At 53.9% G+C, this 19,653-nt stretch carries 16 protein-coding genes, 1 other RNA gene and 1 riboswitch; of the genes, 4 read left to right on the forward strand and 13 right to left on the reverse strand.

Translation table 11 applies throughout. The features are described from left to right. Nucleotides 1–35 precede the first annotated feature (35 nt). The 9 genes from K1I37_RS15510 to K1I37_RS15545 all read right to left on the reverse strand — a co-directional run bounded on the left by K1I37_RS15510 (nt 36) and on the right by K1I37_RS15545 (nt 6,902). The gene (locus tag K1I37_RS15510; protein ID WP_021298585.1) at nt 36–224 is read right to left on the reverse strand and encodes a hypothetical protein; all 189 of its coding nucleotides are present in this window, start codon (nt 222–224) and stop codon (nt 36–38) included. Nucleotides 225–508: 284 nt separating this feature from the next. Next, nucleotides 509–1,639, reverse strand: coding sequence for a cysteine desulfurase family protein (locus K1I37_RS15515; protein ID WP_021298586.1), 1,131 nt, complete (start codon nt 1,637–1,639; stop codon nt 509–511). 484 nt (nt 1,640–2,123) lie between these two features. Then, the gene (gene cymR / locus K1I37_RS15520) at nt 2,124–2,534 is read right to left on the reverse strand and encodes a cysteine metabolism transcriptional regulator CymR (protein WP_021298587.1); all 411 of its coding nucleotides are present in this window, start codon (nt 2,532–2,534) and stop codon (nt 2,124–2,126) included. Nucleotides 2,535–2,738: 204 nt separating this feature from the next. Beyond that, nucleotides 2,739–2,924: non-coding RNA, 6S RNA (gene ssrS / locus K1I37_RS15525), on the reverse strand. Nucleotides 2,925–3,042: 118 nt separating this feature from the next. Continuing rightward, on the reverse strand, nt 3,043–4,830 hold the full coding sequence (gene aspS / locus K1I37_RS15530; protein ID WP_021298588.1) for an aspartate--tRNA ligase: 1,788 nt from the start codon (nt 4,828–4,830) through the stop codon (nt 3,043–3,045). Beyond that, complete coding sequence (gene hisS, locus K1I37_RS15535; protein ID WP_021298589.1) at nt 4,827–6,113, reverse strand: histidine--tRNA ligase; 1,287 nt, start codon at nt 6,111–6,113, stop codon at nt 4,827–4,829. The genes aspS and hisS overlap by 4 nt, the downstream gene beginning before the upstream one ends. 193 nt (nt 6,114–6,306) lie before the next feature. Beyond that, nucleotides 6,307–6,531, reverse strand: coding sequence for a hypothetical protein (locus tag K1I37_RS22090; protein ID WP_456057544.1), 225 nt, complete (start codon nt 6,529–6,531; stop codon nt 6,307–6,309). Further along, nucleotides 6,497–6,676 (reverse strand): hypothetical protein, encoded by a 180-nt coding sequence (locus K1I37_RS15540; RefSeq protein WP_152498883.1) that lies wholly within the window; start codon nt 6,674–6,676, stop codon nt 6,497–6,499. The genes K1I37_RS22090 and K1I37_RS15540 overlap by 35 nt, the downstream gene beginning before the upstream one ends. Before the next feature lie 79 nt (nt 6,677–6,755). After that, complete coding sequence (locus K1I37_RS15545; RefSeq protein WP_322790864.1) at nt 6,756–6,902, reverse strand: GNAT family N-acetyltransferase; 147 nt, start codon at nt 6,900–6,902, stop codon at nt 6,756–6,758. 327 nt (nt 6,903–7,229) lie between these two features. On the opposite strand from K1I37_RS15545, the gene K1I37_RS15550 reads away from it, so the two are divergent. The 3 genes from K1I37_RS15550 (at nt 7,230) to K1I37_RS15555 (ending at nt 10,144) form a co-directional block, all read left to right on the forward strand. Beyond that, nucleotides 7,230–7,634, forward strand: coding sequence for a hypothetical protein (locus K1I37_RS15550; RefSeq protein WP_021298592.1), 405 nt, complete (start codon nt 7,230–7,232; stop codon nt 7,632–7,634). Nucleotides 7,635–7,715: 81 nt separating this feature from the next. Beyond that, nucleotides 7,716–8,282: a GNAT family N-acetyltransferase gene (locus K1I37_RS21970; protein WP_081654298.1), complete on the forward strand. Its 567-nt coding sequence runs from the start codon at nt 7,716–7,718 to the stop codon at nt 8,280–8,282. Nucleotides 8,283–8,394: 112 nt separating this feature from the next. Continuing rightward, a riboswitch (Lysine riboswitch) is annotated at nt 8,395–8,563 on the forward strand. Nucleotides 8,564–8,752: 189 nt separating this feature from the next. Then, nucleotides 8,753–10,144, forward strand: coding sequence for an amino acid permease (locus tag K1I37_RS15555; protein ID WP_021298594.1), 1,392 nt, complete (start codon nt 8,753–8,755; stop codon nt 10,142–10,144). A gap of 77 nt (nt 10,145–10,221) precedes the next feature. Here the strand turns inward: K1I37_RS15555 and K1I37_RS15560 are convergent, their stop codons facing one another. Together K1I37_RS15560 and K1I37_RS15565 are read right to left on the reverse strand one after the other, a co-directional pair. After that, entirely contained in the window at nt 10,222–13,455 is a 3,234-nt protein-coding gene (locus tag K1I37_RS15560; RefSeq protein WP_081654299.1) for an efflux RND transporter permease subunit, read from the reverse strand. A 30-nt stretch (nt 13,456–13,485) separates the two neighbouring features. After that, the gene (locus K1I37_RS15565) at nt 13,486–13,932 is read right to left on the reverse strand and encodes a MarR family winged helix-turn-helix transcriptional regulator (protein ID WP_021298596.1); all 447 of its coding nucleotides are present in this window, start codon (nt 13,930–13,932) and stop codon (nt 13,486–13,488) included. Between the two features lie 234 nt (nt 13,933–14,166). On the opposite strand from K1I37_RS15565, the gene K1I37_RS15570 reads away from it, so the two are divergent. Further along, a complete protein-coding gene (locus K1I37_RS15570; protein WP_021298597.1) occupies nt 14,167–15,252 on the forward strand; it encodes a 5-methyltetrahydropteroyltriglutamate--homocysteine S-methyltransferase in 1,086 nt (361 codons plus the stop codon). A gap of 102 nt (nt 15,253–15,354) precedes the next feature. On the opposite strand, the gene K1I37_RS15575 is transcribed toward K1I37_RS15570, so the two are convergent. After that, on the reverse strand, nt 15,355–16,368 hold the full coding sequence (locus tag K1I37_RS15575; RefSeq protein WP_021298598.1) for an LLM class flavin-dependent oxidoreductase: 1,014 nt from the start codon (nt 16,366–16,368) through the stop codon (nt 15,355–15,357). Between the two features lie 652 nt (nt 16,369–17,020). Then, on the reverse strand, nt 17,021–19,507 hold the full coding sequence (locus tag K1I37_RS15580) for a transglycosylase domain-containing protein (RefSeq protein ID WP_236613817.1): 2,487 nt from the start codon (nt 19,505–19,507) through the stop codon (nt 17,021–17,023). Nucleotides 19,508–19,653 lie beyond the last annotated feature (146 nt).

Here is a 19,653-nt window from a genome sequence, read left to right on the forward strand (position 1 = left end):
CATCAGCAGCCAGAACGCGATATCACGTATTCCGTTTATACACCTGTGCCGAACTCAAGCTCGTCCGCAACGTTCTCACTGACGACGAGTGAACCGTCTTCCGCCACATCGTAAACTCGAACCTCTTCACCAGCGACGTTAAACTCTTTAAAACAACTCCAACAATAGTATTGGTTCGCGCCAATCTTGCCGATATCCCGACTTGTACAGTTTGGACACCTCATGTGGAATCCTCCCCTTCATCTATTCATTTGGACGTACTCGGTGACGACTGGTTCTCCGTTGAGAAGTATTACGAACACAGCATGCCCGAAGACTTCTCCTCACAAACCAAATTATGAGAAAAATCCATCATTCCATTCACGGGCTCAATATTTTCGATCCCGAAATAGAAGCCCAAAAAACTGCCCGTCGTAATCGTAACCCTCCCGACAGGCCATTGCAATGCAGAAACTGGATAAGTGAATGAAAGCCACTTACGAAACATCACAAACGACTGTACTCGCAGTTAAGGGAGAAGTGCCTCAACTGTACTGCACACGATATCTGCCGCCTGCAAAATGTCGTCGTCCGTCAAATCGTCACTGAAACTGAAGCGGACGGCCTCGTTCAAGTGCTCCGTCTGGCCAATCGCCTCGATGACGTGACTAGGCTGCAGGCTACCAGCTGTACATGCCGATCCGGCCGACGCCGCCACCCCTGCCAAATCAAGCCGCATCAACAGCGTATCGTTTCGCACCCCGGGAAATGCCACAGAAAGAATCGTCGGCGCGGCGTCAGGCGGGCTGATTCTCACGACGCGACACCGCTTGGTGATGGCATCGAAGAATAGCTGGTGCAAATGCTGCAAGTGACTAACCCGACCCTCAAAATTCGTCGTGATCGCATCTACCGCAGCGCCAAATCCGACAATCCCGGCTACGTTTTCCGTACCGCCGCGGCGACGTGCCTCCTGTTGACCGCCGTACAGCATCGGCCGCCAGGGGATGTCCTTGCGCAGATACAACACTCCGATGCCCTTCGGGCCATGAATTTTATGCGCGGAGAAGGTCGCCATATCCACCGGCCACTGCGTCAGCGGATGAGCGACAACCGGTAGCGCCTGCACCATGTCAGAATGGACGAGAACGGACGGATTTACCGCCTTGATTGCCTGAACGATCTCAGCAATCGGCTCCACTGTCCCAATTTCGTTATTCACCGCCATAATGCTCACGACGCACGTGTCCTCGCGCAACGCGGAAACCACATCATCCACTCGAACGCGCCCGTCTTGATCGACAGGCAGCACCGTCACCTCAGCGCCGATCGACTGCAAAAAGTCGAGCGTGTGCAAAACGGCATGGTGCTCCACTGCGGAGGTGATAATATGCCGCTTCGTCTCGCGACGAGCCAGATAGGCACCCGTGAGCGCACTGGCATCCGCCTCCGTCCCGCCACTCGTAAAGATGATGTCGCGCGGACTGCACCCAAGCCAAGCGGCAATACGGCGGCGGGCGCTATCCACTGCCTGGCGCGCTTGCCTGCCAACCTGGTGAATGCTCGATGGATTTCCGTACTGTCCCTCCAAAAACGGCACCATCGCGGCCCGAACAGACTCCGACACCCGGGTCGTCGCCGCGTTGTCCAAATAAATCATGCATTCTCGTCTCCATTCCTAACACGCGTGGGGCGGGGCTGGGGCGGAGGACCAGGGGCCGGGGGCCGCTGCCGGGTCACAGGTTTGGGCGCCGGGGCCGGGATCCGCTGCCGGATCGTGGGCGTAGGATGTCTTAATAAGACATTGTGGCGCATTCACAGCCCAATAAGGCATGAAAATTACCCTATTTGCCCATTTTCCGACGTTTTTTCATCGATGCGGGCCATTTAAGGCATTTATTTTGTCTAAAAGCCGCCGGATAAACCCAAATCACAAAAATAAGGCACAAAATCGACCTTATTCCTCCCGAGGCCGCCCGGTTTCAACGACCACCCGAATACCGGTAGGCCCGCAGCCCCAGTGGTCGCTCGCTCCCGCATGCCCCCAAGTTCGTCGTGCCACTACATTCCAACATACGCCCAAACTCCTGTGCGCCGCAGGGCTCCGTCGTAATCCCCTTTGGCCCTAGGCGCACTGTCGCGCGTCAAATATAAAACATAAACCCGTGCTCATCGCCAATTCGCATCTCAACCAAATCCTGAAGCGTGACGTCTTCGAGGACATCCGTGATGGCCTTGCGCAAACGTGCCCATAGCGCGTGCAAGCCGTCATCAAAGTCCTCATCGACAATGGTGATAGGGCCCTCCAGTGTCAAGATGATATCCTTCACCACGATGTCTTGAGGGTTCTTCGCCAACACATACCCACCGTAGGCTCCGCGGATACTCCGTACAAATCCCGCATTGCGAAGCGGGGCAATCAATTGCTCCAGATAGTGCTCGGACAATTTCTGGCGTTCGGCAATCGATTTCAAGGAAATAGGGCTGTCCGAACCTTGCTGTGCAAGATCGACAAGCAGCATCAGGCCATAGCGGCCCTTCGTAGATATTTTCAAGCCGTTCCCCCGCAATCATAATTTAATCCCAGTCGTTTACTCAACATTATTATAACAAAAAGCTTGCACCCGAAAAGACGCGCTTCAAAACCTGCGTGATGGTACCTCAGAACCACACTTGCTCTACAACTAATCCGCGTGGCGCGCACCACATGCAAAAAGCGCGATATCCAGCCAGGATATCGCGCGTCTCATTCATCTCAGCGGCGCCCCGCAATTGCCGTGCAACCCAAGGTTTTGATCCTGCTCGCGCAGGTGGGTGTCCTGCCCAAGGAGGTCTCGTGTCCTGACAAGCAGGCGTACGTTACAGTCCCCGGTGACGTCCGGACTCCCTATCAAAAAGGTGTTGGAACAAAACACTGCGGGCTGTCACCAACACCGCAGGGCGTCGTTTTGTTAGTCTTATGTTAACACGCTCACACATCCGTTGGCAAGGTGCGGCTCACAGTGCGATGCCATGCCATGCGACGCACCAGCCGCCAACAGACGAAGGGCAGGCGTCGATTCGTTACTTTTTCTTGATGGACAAGTGTAACATGTCGAGCTGCGCTTGCGAGACGGTGCTCGGCGCCTCCATCAACAAATCCGTGCCGCTCGACGTCTTCGGGAATGCGATGACATCGCGCAGCGATTTGCCGTGGCCGAGCAACATCACAATGCGGTCAATCCCGAACGCAATGCCCCCGTGCGGCGGCGTGCCGTACTCGAACGCGTCGAGCAAGAAGCCGAACTTGTCGTACGCTTCCTCCGGCGTAAAGCCCAGTGCTGCAAACATCTTCTCCTGGATGTCGCGACGGTAGATACGCATGGAGCCGCCGCCGATTTCAAAGCCGTTAAGCACCATGTCGTACGCCTGTGCTTTCACTTTTTCAGGGGATGTCGTGAGGAGATCGACATCCTCGTAGCGCGGCATCGTGAACGGATGGTGCTCAGCCACATAGCGACCTTCCTCTTCGTCGTAGCTGAGCAGCGGGAAATCCGTCACCCAGAGGAACTTATAGACATTCGGATCCGCCAGTCCCAACTCCTCAGCCAGATGCACGCGCAGCGCACCAAGGGCTGCGTGCACTTCCTTGCGGCTCGCTGCGGCGATGAGAATCAAATCGCCAGGCTTCGCCTCGCAGACCCGGACAATCTCCGCCAATTGCTCCTCGGTGAAAAACTTGCCAATGGACGACTTCATCCCGCCGTCTTGCGCAACCGCGATGTAAGCGAGCCCCTTGAGGCCATACGGCTTCACGAAGGCCACCAAATCGTCCAGTTGCTTGCGGCTGTAGGATGCGACCCCAGGTGCCACCAAGGCCTTTACTGTGCCGCCGGCTGCCAGCGGATCGGCAAAGACTCGGAAATCCGTCCCCTTGAGCGTCTCCTCGAGATTGACAAACGCCATGTCGTAGCGCAGATCCGGCTTATCCGAACCATACCGCTCCATCGCCTCGTGATACGGCAGGCGCATAAACGGAATTTCGATCTCGATACCCGCCACATCCCGCAGCACTTTCTGCACCATCATCTCCATCATCGACTGCAGCGCCTCGGCCGAGAGGAACGACGTCTCGATGTCCAGCTGGGTGAACTCCGGCTGCCTGTCCGCCCGCAAATCCTCGTCCCGGAAGCACCGCGCCACCTGGTAGTAGCGCTCCATCCCGGAAACCATCAGCAACTGCTTAAAGATCTGTGGCGACTGCGGCAGGGCGTAAAACTCACCTGCCTGCAAGCGGCTCGGCACGAGGTAGTCCCGCGCACCTTCTGGCGTGCTCTTGGTGAGAATCGGCGTCTCCATCTCGATAAACCCGTTGTCGTCGAGAAACGCCCGAAAGGCCCTGATGACCTGATGGCGAAGCATGAGCATGCGCTGCATCTCCGGTCGCCGCAAATCGAGATAGCGGTAGCGCAAGCGGACCGTCTCATCGACCTCGACGCCGTCCTGAATGTAAAACGGAGGATTCTTCGCCGTGTTCTCGACAACGACGTCGTGAACGACAATCTCGATATGCCCCGTCTCCAACTTCGGGTTGATGGACGCCTCGTCACGCGCCGCAACCGTGCCACGCGCGACGATGACGAATTCGTTGCGCAACTTGTCAGCTGCCGCCATCGCGGATTCGCTCGTGCCGCGGGCGCGATCGAACACAAGTTGAACCAAACCGGAACGGTCGCGCAAATCCACGAAAATGACACTGCCAAAATCGCGGCGGCGCTGCACCCAGCCGCCCAACGTAACAACTTGTCCAATGGGCGTCGTAAGGGTCTGTTCAATTTGATGTTCCCGAATCAACCGTTCTGATGTACTCATGCCTCATGTCCTCCCACTGCGGCGCCTTTAACCCGCTCTTCAATCAAGCTCGCAAGCTCTGCAAACGGCACTTCTTCCTGCTGCCCCGTCGCCAAGTCCTTCACCGTCGCCTTGCCAGAAGCCAACTCCGCTTCGCCGAGAATCACCACGAACTTGGCATTCATCCGATCCGCCAACTTAAACTGCGACTTCATACCACGCCCCTGATAATCCCTATCCGCAGAAATACCTCGGCCTCTCAGCGTAGCCAATACCGCCATCGCCGTGCGCTCGGCACTGGTATCGGCCACCGCGACGAATGCGTCGATCGTGTGTGCATCCGTCAGGCTGCCGCCCTGCTCAGCCAGTACCCACAACGCCCGTTCTATGCCACCACCGAATCCAATACCTGCCGTCGCAGGCCCACCAACTTGCTCCACGAGCCCGTTGTAACGCCCGCCGCCGGCAATCGTCGTAAACCCTGGCGATGTAACTTCCCACGCCGTGCGCGTGTAATAGTCGAGACCGCGCACCAAGTCTTTTTGCACCACAAATGGCACGGACATCGCAGTGAGATAAGCCTGTACGGACTGAAAGTGCTCACTACAGTCCTCACACAACACATCAGTGATGTACGGCGCGCCGACTTCCTTGAGCACCGTGTGGCAGTGCTCATTTTTACAGTCGAAAATGCGCAGCGGGTTCTTCTCGAGACGCTCTTGACACTCTTTGCACAACTCATCCCGCCTTGGCGTCAGCAGTGCCACCATCTGCGCTTTGTGCCGTGGGCGACACACACTGCATCCGACACTGTTCAGCTCCACCTGTAGGTTCTTCAGCCCAATTCGCTGGAGCACGGTCAAGTTGAGGTGAATCACCTCTGCATCAATTGCAGGCCCCTCGGATCCCAAAACCTCGACACCATACTGATGAAATTGCCGAAACCGCCCCTTTTGTGGCTTCTCATAACGAAACATCGGTCCAATGTAGTACAGCTTGGAAATGCTCCCTTGCCCATACAACTTGTTTTCCACATAAGCTCGCACGACACCCGCCGTACCTTCCGGCCGCAGTGTGACCGAACGTCCGCCTCTATCCTCGAACGTGTACATCTCTTTTGACACAATATCAGTGGTATCGCCCACACCGCGCTCAAACAATTCGGTGTGTTCAAAGACTGGCGTACGAATCTCTTGATAGTTCGCAGTCGCCAGCGTATCGCGCACGATACGCTCCAAGACCTGCCACGCTTCCACCGTACCGGGCAACAGATCTGCCGTCCCGCGAGGGCGTTGAATCTCCATCTTAATCTCCTCCTCCATCTCTTTCTCATGGGCGGCACCCGCCATTCTCCTAGACAAAAAACGCTCTTTCGTCGATGCCGGTCGTAACCGACAGGGACGAAAGAGCGCTTCCGCGGTGCCACCCTGTTTGAACAGATTTGTGTTCCTCTCAATTGGCTTAACGCGCACCCACGCCGAAACTTTAGGGCCACAGTCATTTCCACACCCGCCCGTTGATTTCGGTTCTCTGAAGCTGTCCTTCCAAACGGAGGTTGGATGTTGCTTGCAGCCACGGCAACATCTCTCTAATCGCGTGCCAATGACGAATCATCGCACCGCCGTACAACCAGACTCGTTTGTACTCGTCTTCGTCAACGAATTTGTCACATGTAGTTTGAAGCAGATTATACGGAACTTTTCGGTACCCTGTCAACGCCAAGCGGGATTTCACCAAACCCTCGTCGCGGCGATGGAGCCAATGTTTCCATGACCTCTGCCTGCAGCACGCGCTCCCCAGTTGGGTGTCCGGTGAGCCCTAGCATACTCGATGTCCGGAGAAGTGCCGTGCGGTTGGACTCGCGCATACATACCACCCTGTCCTGTCGTATTTAGGCGTTAACGTACCCAGGTGACACCAGGGGTATGCGGCTTGTTGGGGCAATCTCAAATATGCAATTTCAGTCCAACATGTGTAGCCTGAAATCCCAGCCGTTCGTAAAATCTCAGCGCATCTACCCGCTGTCTGTCCGTCGTCAATTGAACCATGTGACACCCACGTTCTTTCGATCGTCGAATAACCCATCGAATCAACTGACTGCCAATACCTCGACCGCGAGCATCTGCACAATTGCGTCCAAATCTTTCACTGTCGCTTGACGGAACGTCACATCGCGAAAGTTCACAATCCCCACTCCTATGCATCGATAAATATCAAAAAATATCAAATATCGCATAAACAATTCTGATAAAAATGAATTAAAATGGAAAGAGGTCATCCGACAACTCAATACCCGAATCGCTATTCGTCATACCAGTCATCAATCTACAACTGGTGTTTGTACAACGCTATCGGCAAATAGCCGAATTGCATGAGAAACGACGATATTCTCCGAAACGTCGCGAAAGGATTTATAACGAATGAAAATCTACGAGAACCAGTATCACTACGGATGGGAAGGAGATAACGGAATCGGAGAGAGACTGATTCAACAAATCATTGACGGGACGAAAACCGCGACCTGCGCTCCGAAAATCTCCTACACCGCAGAAGAATTAGAAAAAACCTATGCGCTCGTTGGAACCGTGTGTACCGTTACAGATAAATTCGGTACACCACGATGTAACGTCCGTCACGTCGAAGTATTCGAAACGACGTTCGGAAATCCGGACCCACGACTCGTTCACGGTGAGGGCGCCGGAGAGGATGTGAAAAAATTTCAAAGAGATCATATGAATGCTTGGAATGGCATGGCCGCAGAAGGGGTCCCGTTGACACACGACACGGTTCTTATCGCGGAACTTTTTGAGTTGATCAAAGATTAGGTGTTTTATCGAATCAGACATCAGCGACACTGGCTTGATTACAAGTGACTATTTTTTGCTGGGGATGTATCGTCCAGAAAAATTCACCTATTTTGGTCAGCAGCGTCTGACACCTGGGACGCGTTAATATTTCGCATTTTTGGCTACAAGGTGTTCCGCATCAACCGGACACAATTCCGATTCGACAGACAACAATTCGAATCTCTTGACCCTATCAAACTATCAGAAGGGATCATTCGAATCGATAAAGCCCTCATTGAGTCGCACGAATCGCTGCGCAAAGAGGTTATCGGGATGTGGGGCGACATCGAAAATTACTTGCGACACGATGTAGGATGGATTGCTCTGGCCCCAAATGGCACGATATTAGGACGATGTCACGCGGCTTTTGTCGGGGGAAAATCAGCAGAACTATCGATCGAGGTAAACAAATCGACACGTGGCCAAGGTGTTGGCTACCAACTTGCCCGACAATTCATTCAAAGCTGTTTGGATAGAGACGTTACACCATATTGGAGTTGCGACACGCAAAATGTGCCATCGTATCAGCTGGCGGAAAAATTAGGATTTCAAAGGGATAGGAATTACAGTTTATTCACGACCGTCTACACGCCTATGAGGCATGAACCCGCCAGGCAAGACCAATAGTTGAGTATCCTCTCGCGAGCGGTATACATGAACCCGGGTGTATGCGTCGAAAGAAAAATTTTACATTGACGGGCGCATCCATAGCGACAATACTTATCCAAGTATAAGTGAATACTAAGATAGAGGCGCGGCATTTAAGAGTACTGTCATGGAGTTAAGCAGCGTTGAAGTGACAGGAAAGGAAATGCTGCCGAAGCGTATTGCGTCTGCTTGCCGCAATACAGCTGGGGTTGCACAGAACATGTGCAGCACTGCCACAAGTGTGGAGCGCTATCATTCGCCCTGATGACACCGTTTTTGACGCGCGTCATACGAGCCTTGAGTGAACTGCTCAGGGCTTTTTTGTGCTCATCTTAGGAAGTCACTTATTGGTAATCACCATACCAATAAGGGGGAAGTTTTCATTGCATCACAACGCTCGTGTCGATTCAGGAAATCTCCAAAGGGGGTTACGATCCCGCCATTTATCCATGTTAGCCATCGGTGGCGCCATCGGAACAGGGTTATTTGTCGCCAGTGGATCATCCATATCCACTGCGGGTCCGGGCGGCGCCTTGCTCGCTTATGTCATCGTCGGCATCATGGTGTATTTTGTCATGACCGGTCTCGGGGAAATGGCGACGTTTTTGCCTGTGGCTGGATCATTTGAAACCTACGCCAGTCGCTTTGTGGACGAGTCGTTTGGCTTCGCGCTCGGATGGAATTATTGGTTTAACTGGGCGGTTACACTGCCAGCAGAATTGTCCGCAGGCGCGTTGGTGATGAAATACTGGTTCCCTCACTCCCCATCTATCCTGTGGAGCGGTATATTTTTACTCATCTTGCTATTGCTCAACATCATTTCCGTGAAGGGTTATGGTGAAGGCGAATACTGGTTTGCCAGCATTAAAGTCGCGACTATCCTTATTTTTATCGTGATGGGCCTGCTGATGATTGTCGGGATTTTAGGCGGGCATTCCGTCGGCTTCACTCACTTCAATACTGGAGGTTCTCCTTTCCACGGAGGTGCGACAGCTATCTTCAGTACCGTTCTAGTCGCCGGGTTTGCGTTTCAAGGGACGGAAGTCATTGGCCTCGCAGCGGGAGAGAGCGAAAACCCTGCAAAGACCATTCCCAAAGCCATTCACCAAGTGTTCTGGCGCATTTTGATTTTCTATATTCTCGCCATCTTTGTGATTGGAATGCTTATCCCATATACAGATCCGAACTTGCTAAAAACGGGCGTCAATAACATTGCAATTAGCCCGTTCACACTGGTTTTTAAGCGGGCAGGGTTCGCGTTCGCGGCTGCTGTCATGAACGCGATTATCTTAACGGCTGTGTTGTCTGCGGGAAATTCTGCGGTTTACGCCTCATCGCGCATGCTATTCGCGTTATCGCGGCAGGGAAAAGCGCCCAAGTTTCTCGGAAAGGTCAACCGCCGAGGTGTACCGGTCTACGCCTTGTTCGTCACCCTAGCACTGGGGTTAGTTTCGTTTTCGTCATCTCTGTTTGGCAATGGGATCGTGTACACCTGGATGGTGAATGCCTCCGGTTTATCAGGATTTATCGCCTGGCTCGGCATCTCGATTTGCCACTATCGGTTTCGACAGGCTTATCTGGCTCAAGGCCGGGATTTATCTGACCTCAAGTACAAAGCCAAATGGTACCCGTTTGGAACCATATTGGCATTTGTACTGTGCCTCGTTGTGGTCGTGGGGCAGGACTACAGTGGATTCACAGGCGGACATATCGACTGGCACAGCGTCGTTGCCACATATATTGGAATTCCACTCTTCGTGATCTTGTGGCTAGGTTATAAATTCATCAAGAAAACCAAGGTTGTACCTCTACAACAATGTGATTTGGAAAGCCTTCAATAACACATCATTAGGCAGTCGGCACATGCGCCGACTGCCTAATCTGTTTATTGATTACGCCTCTACGAAACAAGGCAGACTTAATGCGTATGCGTGTGAGCCATTCGTCTACGCTCGCGACGTGCCACTCGGTAATGTAACAATTCGTACATGAGCGGGACGATACACAGGGTCAAAATGGTCGACGTGACAATGCCGCCAATAACCACCACCGCAAGCCCTTGTGACAATAGCAGACCCTCTGATGAGCCGAAGGCCAGTGGCAACAGCGCACATATCGTGGCGATGGCCGTCATCAGAATCGGACGCAGTCGCGTGGTCCCCGCTTCAAGCAGCGCTTCCCGAATGGTCAAACCGAGGCTCCGCTGTTGCTCGACGCGCCCCACAAGGACAATGGCGTTGGTCACGACAATGCCCATCAACATGAGAATACCAATCATGGAAGAGACGCTAATTGGCTGTTTCGTCACGAGCGAACCGAAGAACGCCCCAATCAACGCGACAGGCATCGAGAACAGAATCGCAAACGGTGCGGACCACTCGCCAAAGGTAATGAGCATCACGATATACACAATGACCACAGCGGCGCCAATAGCTTCAACAAGGCTCGCCATATCCTGCGAATTTTGCTGATTCGAGATGGACTGCTGCACTTGTACCCCGTGTGGCAGATGCAGCGATTGAATCGCCTGCATGGCCGTTTTTTGCACTTGATTTGTCTTGTTCGACGTGTAGTCTGCGGTTACCTCCACATACGAATGTCCGTTTTCGTGCAATACAGAGGTTGGCGTTTGGGCACGCGCAACTGTAGCCACATCACCGAGAACCACCTGTCCTGTCGCCGTCGTCATGACCGGCAAATCACGAATTGCTGACAGACTGTTGAGGCTCCCTGCAGGCTTAAGTGCCACATCCATATCGTGTGCTTGTCCATCGAGGGTGACGGATCCGATCCTTTGTTCAGAGACATAGGCGCTAATCGTATTGGCGACTGCCTGAGCCGTCAAGCCGTACTTCGCCATCTTCTCCTTCGCCGGCGCGATCCTAATTTCCGGTTGCTTTTGCGACAAATTGTTCGAGACGTTGGATAGGCCTTGCACCTTCGCCAGTCGATTCGTAATCTGCGTGGCAGCGGACTGAATCGCGCGATCATTCGGCCCTGTGACGACGATGTCAAACGCAGTCTGGTCTCCACCTGAAGATACGCCTTGCACTTGAATCTTTGTGTTTCCTCGATTCAAGGCCTGCGTCTGACTCTGAACCTTGGAGATAAACTGATTGACGTCGGCGCTCGGCTTGAGCGCAATGTCCAATGTCGCGGTGTTCGTCTGCGAACTCCCGGTTCCGCCAAGCATTCCCGATTGGCCACCCACTTGCGTGTTGATGGTCTCAATCTGCGCTTTGTCCTTGCGAATGATGTTTTCGACCTGTTGAGCTTTTTGGTTCGTCACATCGAGCGGTGTACCCACGGGAAGCGTGATGGATACCGACGCCTCCTGCGCGGTCGAATTGGGCATAAACGTGCTACCAACAATCGGAAGAACGGCGATGGAAGCCACAAAGGCGACCGCTGTCCCAAGAACGACCCACAACTTGTGATTCAGACACCAACTGAGCGCCTTGCGATACACCACCTGCCATGGCCGCCATTTTGGCCGCAGTGCAGTCGTCCCCGTTTCATCGGAATGTGTCTGATCAATCAAACTGGGGTGGATTGTACCCTCTGCCTTATCAACCATCGCATCATTTAACCACGCTGCAACTTTACCTTTAGGTGGTTTACGAACCACAAACAACCACGCGAACAAAGGCACAATGGTCAATGCCACAATGAGTGAGGATATGAGCGAGAAGACGACCGTAAGCGCGAACGGTTCAAAGATCTTCCCGACGACCCCGCTAACCAATGCAAGCGGCAAAAAGACTGCAATTGTCGCCAGGGAAGAAGACAATATGGCCTTGCCAACTTCTGCAGTGGCGTACATGACCAACTTTCGTCCGTATCCCAAACCACTCTTCCACGCGCGGTAGATGTTCTCAATGACGACAATGCTGTCATCCACGACTCTCCCAGTTGCAATGGCGAGCCCGCCGAGCGTCATAATGTTCAACGTCACACCAAAGCGACTCAGCAACATAATGGAAGATAAAATGGAAACAGGAATCGAAACCACTGCAATCAACGTGGTCAGCCAGTTCCGCAAGAACAATAAAATCACGATCACGGCGAACAAAGCACCCAGCAGCGCTTCGTGCAACAGACCATTGATAGAACTCGTAATCATCTGCGACGAGTCGTATACCATCGTGGTGTTCACACCGCTCGGCAGTTGTTTGTGAAGCGCAGTCAATTCGGCCTTGGCAGCTTTCACAACCGCAACGGTGTTCGCGTCATTTTCCTCGTAGACGCTAAGCATCATGCTGGGTTGACCATTGGTGCGGTTGATGGAACTGACCGGAGATTGCTCTGATACTGTGGCCACATCTTTCAGTGGAATGGTCGTGGGAGCGGCTGTCGTTTGAGCTCGTGTTCCAGCCATCGCTTGCACTGAAGCCGTCGCCGCGGGTGCAGCTTGTACCGCGAGGGGCAAGTTTTCAATGTCCGCAATTGATTGATACTGACCATTCAACTGCACAGGCTGCACTTGATTGCCCACTGTCGCCGTACCAAGCGGCATCGTCACATTGTCGCTCTGCAGCGTTTGTTCTACTTGCTGTAACGTCAGGTGGTACTTGTTTAACTTCGCTGCATCAAATGTGACAATCACATCATCCGCATTCGCCCCAGACGCGCTCACCGAAGCGACTCCGGAGACGCCCTGCATGGCTGGGATAACGGTGTTATTCACGAGATCTTGAAGCTTCTGCATGGGGATTTTCGTCGATGCAACTGTAAATTCCAAGACCGGTGCGTTGGACAGTGAGAAGGACTCCACACTCGGCTTGCCAGCGGTACTAGGTAACTGAACTCTTTCAACCGTCTGTTCCACTGCTTCTTGAACCTTGTCGAGATTGGCGTTGATGTTCAGTTGAAGTTCGATTTCCGATGTGTTGGCAACGGAGTTTGATGTGATGAGCTGAACATCTTGAGTACCGTTCAACGCCTTCTCCAGCGGACTGGTCACATCGTCAGCCACTTCACTTGGCGTAGCGCCCGGATAACTCGTGACAACCGTGATGGTTGGAATTGAAATGTCAGGCATTAGCTCTTCCTTTAACGAGAAGGCAGAGACAATTCCCCCGACGACCACCAACAGGCCCAAGATGATAATGGCAACCGGATTACGCAAGGAAAATCTGGTTAGAAACCTCATTTGTTCTTATCGACCTTTCACCTTTAAAGTTCAGTCATGTCCCTCGTGTTGTTTTTGCAAGATGTCGGACAACTTCGCAACAAGTCTCGAAAAGGTCTGCTGCTCCTCTTCCGTTAGCTGAGTAAATGAGTCTGCCAGTTCCTTCATAATTGCAGAGCGAACACTTTCGACAATGGCTTTCCCCTCGTCTGTGAGCTCGACAATCTTCACGCGCGCATCCTCGTGCGACGTCGTCCGGCGCACCAGCTTCGCGAGTTCCAATCTGTCAATCATCGTCGACATCGTGCTTGGACGAACATCCAATCGCTCGGCCAACTGACCAATCGTACACGGCCCTTGCGTGGTCAGTGTGGTTAAGATAAACCGTTGAACCCGGGTAATGGAGTGTCCATCCCACGGCCGTGTTCGGCGCATCAGTCTAATCAACCGCTGTAGCCCATCAAAAAACGTCAACACAGAAGTGTTGTTGTCGTCCATATTCCAAACTCCTCCACAACTTTATTTCGCTAAGCTAATATATAGCTTTTAGAAATAAAATTCAAGCGCTACGGACCATGTGGGAAATTGTTATCTTGGAGGTTAATTTGTCCATTTTAAAAGATGATTTGCGCTTCACACAGGATTTGTAGCATCTTGTACCGAAATTATATTGTCGAAATCTTAACGAAGGTTTCGCCCGACCACGATAGAGAAATCAAAGGAGTGGATTCCATGGCAGCACCGTTTCGTGCCGATCACGTCGGCAGCCTATTGCGACCCGAACGCCTGAAAGTCGCTCGACAGCAACGCGCGCAAGGGAAGCGTTCGCAGGCCGAACTGCGGGAAATTGAAAACGAGGAAATCACCCGCGTCGTCCAGAAACAAAAGGAAATCGGACTCCAAGGCGTGACCGACGGAGAGTTTCGGAGAGCTTGGTGGCACCTGGACTTCCTAGAAGGCCTGGATGGCGTGGAAGGATATGACACTGAACAGGGCATGAAGTTCCACAATACGCAGACAAAGTCGAGATCGATTCACGTCGTCAACAAAGTTGGCTTTACGAATCACCCGATGCTGGACGACTTTAAGTTCTTATACAGTATCGCCGGATCGCAATCGAAGTTAGCAATTCCGAGTCCTAGCATGCTGCACATGCGGGGTGAGGTGCTGGATGGCGTCTACGAAAGCGAGGAAGCGTATTACGACGATTTGGCGATGGCGTACAAAAAGGCCATTCGGGCGTTCTACGACGCAGGTTGTCGCTACCTCCAGCTCGACGATACGTCCTGGGCAACTTCCTTCTGTTCGCAGGAATCGCTCGAGAAGATGCGGGCACAGGGCATTGACCCAGAGGAGCGCAAGGCGATAAACGCCGAAATTATCAACAAGGCGCTGGCCGACAGGCCGAGTGACCTGCGCGTGACCATGCATATTTGCCGTGGGAATTTCCGCTCGTCGTGGATGACCTCGGGCGGCTACGAGCCGGTGGCCAAAGTGCTGTTTGGCCAGTTGAACATCGACGGCTTTTTCCTCGAGTACGACACAAATAGGGCTGGCGACTTTAGCCCGCTGCGATTTGTCAACCGTCCCGATCTCAACATCGTCCTCGGCCTCGTCACATCCAAGCATGGAGACCTGGAGAACCCAGACGACATCAAGCGCAGAATCGAGGAGGCGACAAAATACGTGCCGCTCGAACAACTGTGTTTAAGTCCGCAATGCGGATTTGCGTCGACAGAAGAGGGAAACTTGCTCACAGAGGATGAACAGTGGGCCAAACTGCAGTTTGTGGTCGACTTGGCCAATCAGATCTGGTGATACACCGAAACACACTGCTGTGACGGGGAGCGGCCATCCGCTCTCCATCACAGGCATCGCGCACAAGCATCGCGCGTTCGAGTTGCGAAAGCGCTTGGTTCCTTATTCGAAGACCTTCGAGAGGATTTCGTAGGAGTGTAGTCGGGCGTCGTGATCGTAAATTTGTGCACTGACAATCAATTCATCTGCCTTTGTCTCCTCGAGAATCCGCTCTAGTCCTTTGCGAATGGTATCGAGACTTCCAACGACCGTGTAACGTCCCCTGTCTGCCAGCACAGCCTTCTCGTAATCGGTACACATGTCCTCGATATTGTCGACAGGTGGTTTCAACTGACCAGGCATCCCCCGCAGCAGACTTAGCACCTGCTGTTGCATGGACGTAGCCAACCGCCTAGCTTCGTCGTCCGTATCGGCCGCGATGACATTGACGCCGACCATCGCATACGGTTTGTCGAGATGTTGAGACGCCTCGAAGTTACTCCGGTACAACTGCAGTGCCGGCAACAGGTAGGTCGGCGCAAAATGGCTGGCGAAGCCAAATGGTAGACCCCAATGCGCCGCTAATCGCGCGCTGAAATCGCTCGATCCCAAAAGCCAAATCGGAATGTCCAAGCCCTCGCCCGGAACCGCACGAACCGCCGGTTTACGCGCACCGCCTGGCGGGTGAAAGTACGTGTACAATTCCGCGACCTGGTCTGGGAAGTCCTCGCCATTCCTATCCGGCCCCCGCCGCAGCGCGCGTGCAGTCACTTGATCGGACCCTGGAGCTCGTCCGAGCGCCAAATCGATCCGCCCCGGATACAACGACTCCAACGTCCCGAACTGCTCCGCAATGACGAGGGGCGCGTGATTCGGCAACATGATGCCGCCGGATCCGACCCGGATGGTCGACGTCTGCCCCGCGATATAACCGATGACGACGGACGTCGCGGAACTGGCGATACCAGGCATACTGTGGTGCTCGGCCACCCAATATCGCTTATACCCCCACTGCTCCGCGTGCCGCGCGAGGTCGGCACTGTTGCGCAACGCTTCGCCCGCAGTGCCGCCGACGACAATCGGCGCAAGGTCTAACACGGAGAAGGCAGTATCTCGAAAAGTTTTGGTTGTGGACATGATGAGTCCTCCTCAAACAGTTTCATCAGGGCGTAAACACGTCGTGATGGGATTGTACCAACAATGAAATCCTGAACAAAACGACCCGACTCGCCCGGACCCTGCCGACGCAACAACACGGGCGACGGTGACCGGCGTGGTAAGGCGGGTATGGCCATGCAATGGCCACCCGGTATATTACGATAGTATAGCACCAATACTTGCGTAACTCATGCGCGAGGCGGCCGGGGGCGGGGCCGCGGAGTGGGATCGACAATGGGGTTTTACAGGGCACAAGAAAATTTTTCTTTTGTAGGCCAGGAATGCGGCCTTTTGAAGGAGGAGGACGGAGTTGGGCGCCCAAGTTGTCTTATTAAGACACGCAGGGCATTGAAGGCATACATAAGGTCGAAAAAGTGCCTTATTGGGCCCCTGGCACCCTCAAATGCGGCATCTGACGCGCAATAAGGTCGTTTTGAGACCTTAAATAGGCCCAGTTCACAAAAAAGTCACACATAAAGCAGATTTTCTGCCTTAATCCGGCCGCTCCAGCACCCGCCACGCCCGATCCCGCCGATCCGCCGTTCCCGCCACACAAAAAGGCACCCAGCCAACAATCGCCAGGTGCCTGCCATCATGCATCCATCGTCTGTCGCAGCACAAGCCTAGCCGACTACTCGCTAGTCGAGTCGCTACCGGACGATTCGCCGGATCCGGCGCTTGTGCCTGTACCTGTGCCGCTCGAAGTCGATCCGGTGGTCGGCGCACCGCCGCCCGTACCGGACGACCCGCCGCCAGATGTCGATCCGCCCGAGCCCCCGGTCGTACCGGATCCCCCGGCGCCACTGGAGCCGCCCGTGCTACCTGATCCAGTGGTCGGCGGCGTCGTGCCGCCTCCGGTGCTACCGCCTGTCGGCGGAGGCGTGGTGGTATTGCCCGGCGTCGTGCCGGTGCCGTTCGACGCGTCTCCGGAACCGTCGTCGCCCGTCGAAGGGGCGGTGGTGTCATTGTCCGTCGTGTTCCCAATCGATGTCGACGACGAGTTGTCGGTCGCATTGCTCGTGGCATTCGCGGTCGCATTCGCCGTAGCGTTGGTCGTGTTGTTACCCGGTGCGGTCGTGTTTGCAATTTGACCGGACGTCGACGGCGTGGACGATGCACTCGTCAAATTGAACTGTTCCGGGGTCTCCCCGGCTTCCGCCAGGCGAACGATATCGCTGAAGATCTTCGCCGCGTTCGCTGACGGATCCAATGGCGACATGGTCATATGGTGCTCTGGCGACGAGACGTCATAGCCGATATGGATGGAACCCACCATATTCGGCGTGTAACCGTCAAACCAGGCGTCGCGAATCCAGTTCGGATGATCCCCATTTAATCCTGTGTCGTACTGAACAGTACCGGTCTTACCGGCCACGCCCCACCCAGGCACCTGGGCCGACGTACCCGTACCGGCGTTGACGACGTCTTCCATCAAACTGGTCATCGTCGCGGCCGTTTGCGGACTCATAATAGTCTTCGACTGCGGTTGGAACTGATAGATGGTCTGCCCCACTTGGTTGACAATCTGGTTGATTAAATGCACTTTCATCTGAACGCCATTGTTGTCAAACGGCTCGTAGGCCTGGGCCATCTCAACCGGGTTCACGCCATATTGCATGCCCCCAATCGCGACACCCAAATGCTGTCTGTCCTGCTCGGTCAACTTGATGCCGTCCTTCATCGCAAAGCTCGTCCCCGTCTGCAGCCCAATCTGTTGCAAGAGCCAGACGGAGGCGACGTTTTGCGACTCTTGAAGCGCGTATTGCAACGTCACTTTCGCCGGTCCGTCGACGCCTTCCCAGTTCTGTGGGACGTACCCACCGCCGAAGTCCTGCGGCGCGTTGTCGAGAATCGAATCCGGCCCCCATTGTCCACTCTCAATGGCAGGCGCGTACTCCATAATCGGCTTAATCGATGAACCCGGCGAGCTGTTGCTGTAGATTCTATCCATGCCTAGCGGCGTATAGTCTTGTTTACGCGATCCCGCTGCGCCCATGATACCGCCCGTCGCCGGATCGACAAACACAGCTGCACCGTCTACTGGCCCTGGGAAGTCGCTGTCGTACTGGCCACTCCAGAACACGTCCTCCACCGCCTGCTGCACATTCGGCTGAATCGTGGTATAGACTTTCAGACCGCCTTGCAACAGCTGTTGTGCGGAAATACCGTTTTTCGACGCATAGTCGAACAGCACATTCGTGAACAGCGGATGCGTGTCCCACGTCGAGTCAGGCAGCGAGTGATAAGACGCGCCAAGTGGCTGCGCCTCTGCCGCCTCTGCCTGCTGCTCTGTGATGTACCCGTACTTGACCATGTTCTCCAACACCTGATTGCGCCGTTCGCGGGCTGCGGCGGGGTGTTTGAGCGGATCGTACGCGGAAGGGGCCTGCGGCAACCCTGCCAACAGCGCTGCCTGAGCCAGCGTGAGTTGATTCGAGTCGTGCGCCAAGTCGATACCAAAATACCGCATCGCTGCCTGTCCGACACCCACCGTGTTTTCACCTAGGAATACCTTGTTGAGGTACATCGTCAGGATTTCTTGCTTGGTGAAGTCCTGATCAATATGCACCCCCATCGCAATTTCCTTCAGCTTGTACGAAAGTGTCTTGTTGTCGTTCAAAAAGACAATCTTCGCGAGCTGATCTTCGATGGTACTGGCACCTTGTGACGTACTGTTGGTCGTGATGTCGACGACGACAGACCTGAGAATACTCTTCAAGTCGACACTGGAGCCTGTCCAAAAATTATGATCTTCCGTCGCCACAATGGCGTTCTGCAAGTTCTTCGGAATGTCGCCATAGCTCAACGTCGTCTGTGGCGTACCGATTTTCTCGTAAACTTTTCCAGAGGCGTCGTATATCACGGTCGGTTGCGGCGTCGCCGTCAGTTTCGCAATGGAGATAGGTGTCATTCTCAGCAGCACAAAATAACCGACGACTGCCAACACGGCACCTGTCAAAAAGAGGCCACCAATGGTATACACGAAGGCCCGAATCCCTCGTCGTCTTGAGCCGCGCTTCTTACCTGACGAATACTTCTCCGATGCTAACTTTCTCGAAGTCGACTTCTTCGAAGTTCTCTTTGAAGTTGGCTGCGAGTGAGTCTTGGAACGCTTCAACTTGTTGTTTCCTCCCAGCAGTAAAAATACGAAACCTCGATAGAAATGTCGTGGTCATCAAAGAATATGAAACAAGTCTTCTACGAATGCCCATCGCGTACGATGCACAACAAAGATTTTACACGTACTCTCGTATGATAGATCTT

Source organism: Alicyclobacillus acidoterrestris, from assembly GCF_022674245.1.
GTDB lineage: Bacteria > Bacillota > Bacilli > Alicyclobacillales > Alicyclobacillaceae > Alicyclobacillus > Alicyclobacillus acidoterrestris.

What these genes read in the sequence shown, in the direction of transcription:
- aspS (WP_021298588.1), bottom strand. Translation starts at nt 4,830, where the DNA reads ATGAGTACATCAGAACGGTTGATTCGGGAACATCAAATTGAACAGACC.
- K1I37_RS15510 (WP_021298585.1), bottom strand. Translation starts at nt 224, where the DNA reads ATGAGGTGTCCAAACTGTACAAGTCGGGATATCGGCAAGATTGGCGCG.
- hisS (WP_021298589.1), bottom strand. Translation starts at nt 6,113, where the DNA reads ATGGAGATTCAACGCCCTCGCGGGACGGCAGATCTGTTGCCCGGTACG.
- K1I37_RS15560 (WP_081654299.1), bottom strand. Translation starts at nt 13,455, where the DNA reads ATGAGGTTTCTAACCAGATTTTCCTTGCGTAATCCGGTTGCCATTATC.
- K1I37_RS15540 (WP_152498883.1), bottom strand. Translation starts at nt 6,676, where the DNA reads ATGCGCGAGTCCAACCGCACGGCACTTCTCCGGACATCGAGTATGCTA.
- K1I37_RS15550 (WP_021298592.1), top strand. Translation starts at nt 7,230, where the DNA reads ATGAAAATCTACGAGAACCAGTATCACTACGGATGGGAAGGAGATAAC.
- K1I37_RS15575 (WP_021298598.1), bottom strand. Translation starts at nt 16,368, where the DNA reads ATGTCCACAACCAAAACTTTTCGAGATACTGCCTTCTCCGTGTTAGAC.
- K1I37_RS15570 (WP_021298597.1), top strand. Translation starts at nt 14,167, where the DNA reads ATGGCAGCACCGTTTCGTGCCGATCACGTCGGCAGCCTATTGCGACCC.
- K1I37_RS15555 (WP_021298594.1), top strand. Translation starts at nt 8,753, where the DNA reads ATGTTAGCCATCGGTGGCGCCATCGGAACAGGGTTATTTGTCGCCAGT.
- K1I37_RS15565 (WP_021298596.1), bottom strand. Translation starts at nt 13,932, where the DNA reads ATGGACGACAACAACACTTCTGTGTTGACGTTTTTTGATGGGCTACAG.
- K1I37_RS15515 (WP_021298586.1), bottom strand. Translation starts at nt 1,639, where the DNA reads ATGATTTATTTGGACAACGCGGCGACGACCCGGGTGTCGGAGTCTGTT.